Annotated in this window: 4 protein-coding genes; 2 read left to right on the top strand and 2 right to left on the bottom strand. The window is 74.8% G+C overall.

Annotated elements, in window-relative coordinates; all coding sequences use genetic code 11:
* Nucleotides 1–249 precede the first annotated feature (249 nt).
* Nucleotides 250–1164: a methylenetetrahydrofolate reductase gene (locus H5J29_RS26280; RefSeq protein WP_312858420.1), complete on the top strand. Its 915-nt coding sequence runs from the start codon at nt 250–252 to the stop codon at nt 1162–1164.
* Between the two features lie 3 nt (nt 1165–1167).
* Here H5J29_RS26280 and H5J29_RS26275 read toward each other — a convergent pair whose 3' ends face one another.
* Nucleotides 1168–1821, bottom strand: a complete 654-nt coding sequence (locus tag H5J29_RS26275; RefSeq protein ID WP_181783695.1) for an LppM family (lipo)protein — start codon at nt 1819–1821, stop codon at nt 1168–1170.
* Between the two features lie 121 nt (nt 1822–1942).
* Nucleotides 1943–2545: a GNAT family N-acetyltransferase gene (locus H5J29_RS26270; RefSeq protein ID WP_312858419.1), complete on the bottom strand. Its 603-nt coding sequence runs from the start codon at nt 2543–2545 to the stop codon at nt 1943–1945.
* A gap of 325 nt (nt 2546–2870) precedes the next feature.
* Between H5J29_RS26270 and H5J29_RS26265 the strand changes: the two genes are divergently transcribed.
* A complete protein-coding gene (locus tag H5J29_RS26265) occupies nt 2871–3194 on the top strand; it encodes a hypothetical protein (RefSeq protein WP_181783694.1) in 324 nt (107 codons plus the stop codon).
* Nucleotides 3195–3309 lie beyond the last annotated feature (115 nt).

Raw genomic sequence — 3309 nt, 5'->3', positions numbered from 1 at the left:
CGGGTGAGCGAGTCGACCGCCTCGGCGAACGCGGGGCCGACCGCCGCCGCGTCCTCCCGGCGTCGGGCCAGGTAGCGTTCGAGCTCCCGCTCGACCCGCTCCCGAAGCTCGGCCGATCCGTCGGACTCGGCGGGCTCGGCGGAGGCCGGCAGGACGTGCGTCGAGGGGTGAACCACCCGACGAGCGTATCGGCGGGTCGGCGGTTGGGCGCGTCGAGTCAGGACGGCCGGTCGGCAGTACGCTCACCGGGTGACCACGCGAACCGCGCAGCCGCGCACCTCCGTGATCGATCGGATCGGCGCCGACGGCCCCGTCTTCTCGGTCGAGTTCTTCCCTCCCAAGGACGAGTCGGGGGAGGCCGAGCTGTGGCGGGCCATCCGCAGGCTCGAGCCGCTCGACCCGGCGTTCGTGTCGGTCACCTATGGAGCGGGCGGGTCCAGCAGGGACCGGACGATCCGGACCACGGCCCGCATCGCCACGGACACCACACTGGTCGCGATGGCGCACCTCACCGCGGTCTCGCACTCGCGGGCCGAGCTGCGGCACGTCATCGGCTCCTACGCGGCGGCGGGCATCAGCAACGTGCTGGCGGTCCGCGGCGACCCGCCCGGGGACCCGCTGGGGGAGTGGACCGCGCACCCCGAGGGCCTCACCTACGCCGACGAGCTCGTCCGGCTCGTCCGCCGCTCCGGGTCCTTCTGCGTGGGTGTGGCGGCCTTCCCGTACGGGCACCCGCGCTCGGCGGACCCGGACTCCGATTTCCGACGGCTGCTCGGCAAGATCCGCGCGGGCGCCGAGTTCGCGATCACCCAGCTCTTCTGGGAGCCGGACGGCTTCCTGCGGCTGCGGGACCGGCTGGCCGCCGAGGGCTGCGAGGTGCCGCTGCTGCCCGGGATCATGCCGCTGCTGTCCGCGAAGACCCTGCAGCGCGGGCCGGAGCTGTCCGGCGCCCCGCTGCCGCCCGGGCTGGCCGAGCGGCTGGCGCCCTACACGGACGACCCGAAGGCCTTCCGGGCCGCCGGGCTCGACCTCACCACGGAGCTCTGCGAGACCCTGCTCGCCGAGGGCGTGCGGGGGCTGCACTTCTACACGCTGAACCGCTCGCTGGCCACGGCCGAGCTGGTGGGGCGGCTCGGGTTGGGCCGGGCGGCCGTCAGCGCCTGACCGTCAGCGCCTGACGGGCGGGTTGCGGGTCCGTCGGGCCAGCAGGACCACCCCGGCGACCGCGAGCGCCACCACGGCCGCCAGCCCGATGCTCCAGGCCGCCGCGGAGGGGGCCTGCGGGTCGTCGTAGGCCACGACGGCGGTCACGTCCCCGACCTCGCCGGGGGTGAAGGTCCAGCTCACGACGCCGGCCTCGGAGTCGCCGTTGGTGTCGAGGACCTCACCGGGAAAGCTGATCTTGAGCTGGAAGTCCGCCTTGTCGACGGGCACGGTCGTGAGGTCCGCCGCCCCCTCCAGCACGATCCGGTTCCCGGCCCGCCGCAGGGTGAGCGTGGCGCGCTCGCCCGCGTCGCCCGCGACCGAGGTCAGCATCCCGACCTGCTCGAACGTCAGCCCCGAGAACCGCAGGACCGAGCCGGTGTAGCCGTCCTCCCGGTACTCGACGACGTCCACGTCGGAGCTGAGCTCGGGCGGCAGGGTGATCACCGGGCCGGTGTCCTCGGGGCTCTTCTCCGGGGTGGCGAGGATGACCTCGCCGGTCACCGTGTCGTCCGGCTGGACGGCGAGGGCGGCCCGCACGCGGGCGCACCCGCCGAGCACCGCCACGGCCATGACCACGAGCAGCAGGACGGACACGAGGCGGCGGAGACGGGGCACGGGGACATCGTGCCGGCCGGACCCCGCGGACCGCGGGACCGCCTCGCCCCCTGATCGCCGGTCGCGGCCCGTCGGGCCCGCATACGGGGCGGATCGCCCGGAAACGGCGATCACGGGTGGCTCAGTGGCGGTAGGGCGGGGGCGGGGGGAGGGGCAGCCGCCTGCCGAGGACGGCGAACGGCCTGCTGTCGCCGGTGAAGCGGTGGTCGCGCAGCACGTCGTCGAACCCGAGGCGGCGGTAGAGCCGCCACGCCCGGCCGGGCGGCCGGGGGGAGTGCTCGGGGGTGGAGAGCAGGACCATGTCGTGCCGGACGCCGTCGAGCAGCGCCCGCAGCATCCCCTCGCCGAGCCGGGAGCCCTGCGCGTCCGGGCGCACGTGCAGCTCGGTGAGCTCGAAGTAGTCGCGCAGCCAGTCCGGCTGGGCGTGGTCGCGGGACATGCCGCGGGCGGCCAGGCCGCGCCGGACCTCGTCGAACCACCACTGGCCGGGACCGCCGGAGTACCCGTAGGCCACGCCGATCAGGTGTCCGCCGGGGTCGACCCAGCCGGTGCAGCGCCAGCCGGGCCTGCGGGCGTGCTCGAGCCACAGGTTGCGCCGCTGCCGGGCGGTGCCCGGGGGATAGCCCATCGCGGACACGTAGACGTCGAGCGCCTCGCCCAGGTGGTCCGCCAACTCCACGGAGGACAGGGCGACCAGGCGCGGCCGGGCGGGTGCGGCGGTCACCGCGCCATCTCACCACGGAACGGCCCCGGGCGTCGCCGGCGTGCCCGTTTCTGTCGGTGTGCGCTGGTAGACCACGCCTGTGGACGGTGGCGGAACGGTCAGCGGAGCGGTCGGGGGACCCGACTTGACGGAGGCGTTCGAACGCGCTTCACTGGATGAGTCGAACACATGTTCGATCCAGGTCGGTCCCGGGGCCAGGGGTGGGGGAAGCATCCCTTCCCCGGGTCGGTCTGCGAGTCCGTACCGATCCCCGCCGGCCCGCACCGGCGGGGACCGGTGCCGTCCAGTCGGGTCCCAGCCCGGCCGGAAGGGGAGTGATCTGCACATGAACACCTTCTCCCGGGTGTTCGGACCGCGGGAGCCCGCGCCGATCTCGGTCCGCTGGCTCGGCGGCGAGCCCGTCGAGTTCGAACGCAGGCCCGCCCGGCGCGGCTCGCGGTTCCTGGTCACGGACGTCCGGGAGCGGTGGATCGAGGAGTCGCCGTGGCCGTTCCCGTCGCCGATGCCGGTCGGCGGCGACCGGATGCGGTGCTGGCGGGTGGAGGCGCGGTCCGCCGAGTCGCCGCAGGAGCCGGCCCGGGAGTTCGTCCTGCGGATGCGGGCCGGCCCCGGTGTGTGGGACCTGGTCCGCGTGCCGGACCCCGAGTGACCTGGAGGAGAAGCGATGACGATCACGGTGGGCGAGCGGGCGCCGGGCGCCCCGGTGTCGAGGTTGTTGACCGTCAGCGTCCCGGTCACCGCGTGTCCGGTCGGCGAGAACACGT

It is taken from the genome of Pseudonocardia pini, from assembly GCF_013870575.1.
GTDB lineage: Bacteria > Actinomycetota > Actinomycetes > Mycobacteriales > Pseudonocardiaceae > Pseudonocardia > Pseudonocardia pini.
Note: the sequence above shows the minus strand (reverse complement) of the source record. Positions and strands in the feature narration are given on the sequence as shown.

Coding starts and splice junctions, on each gene's coding strand:
- H5J29_RS26265 (WP_181783694.1), top strand. CDS start 2,871: ATGAACACCTTCTCCCGGGTGTTCGGACCGCGGGAGCCCGCGCCGATC.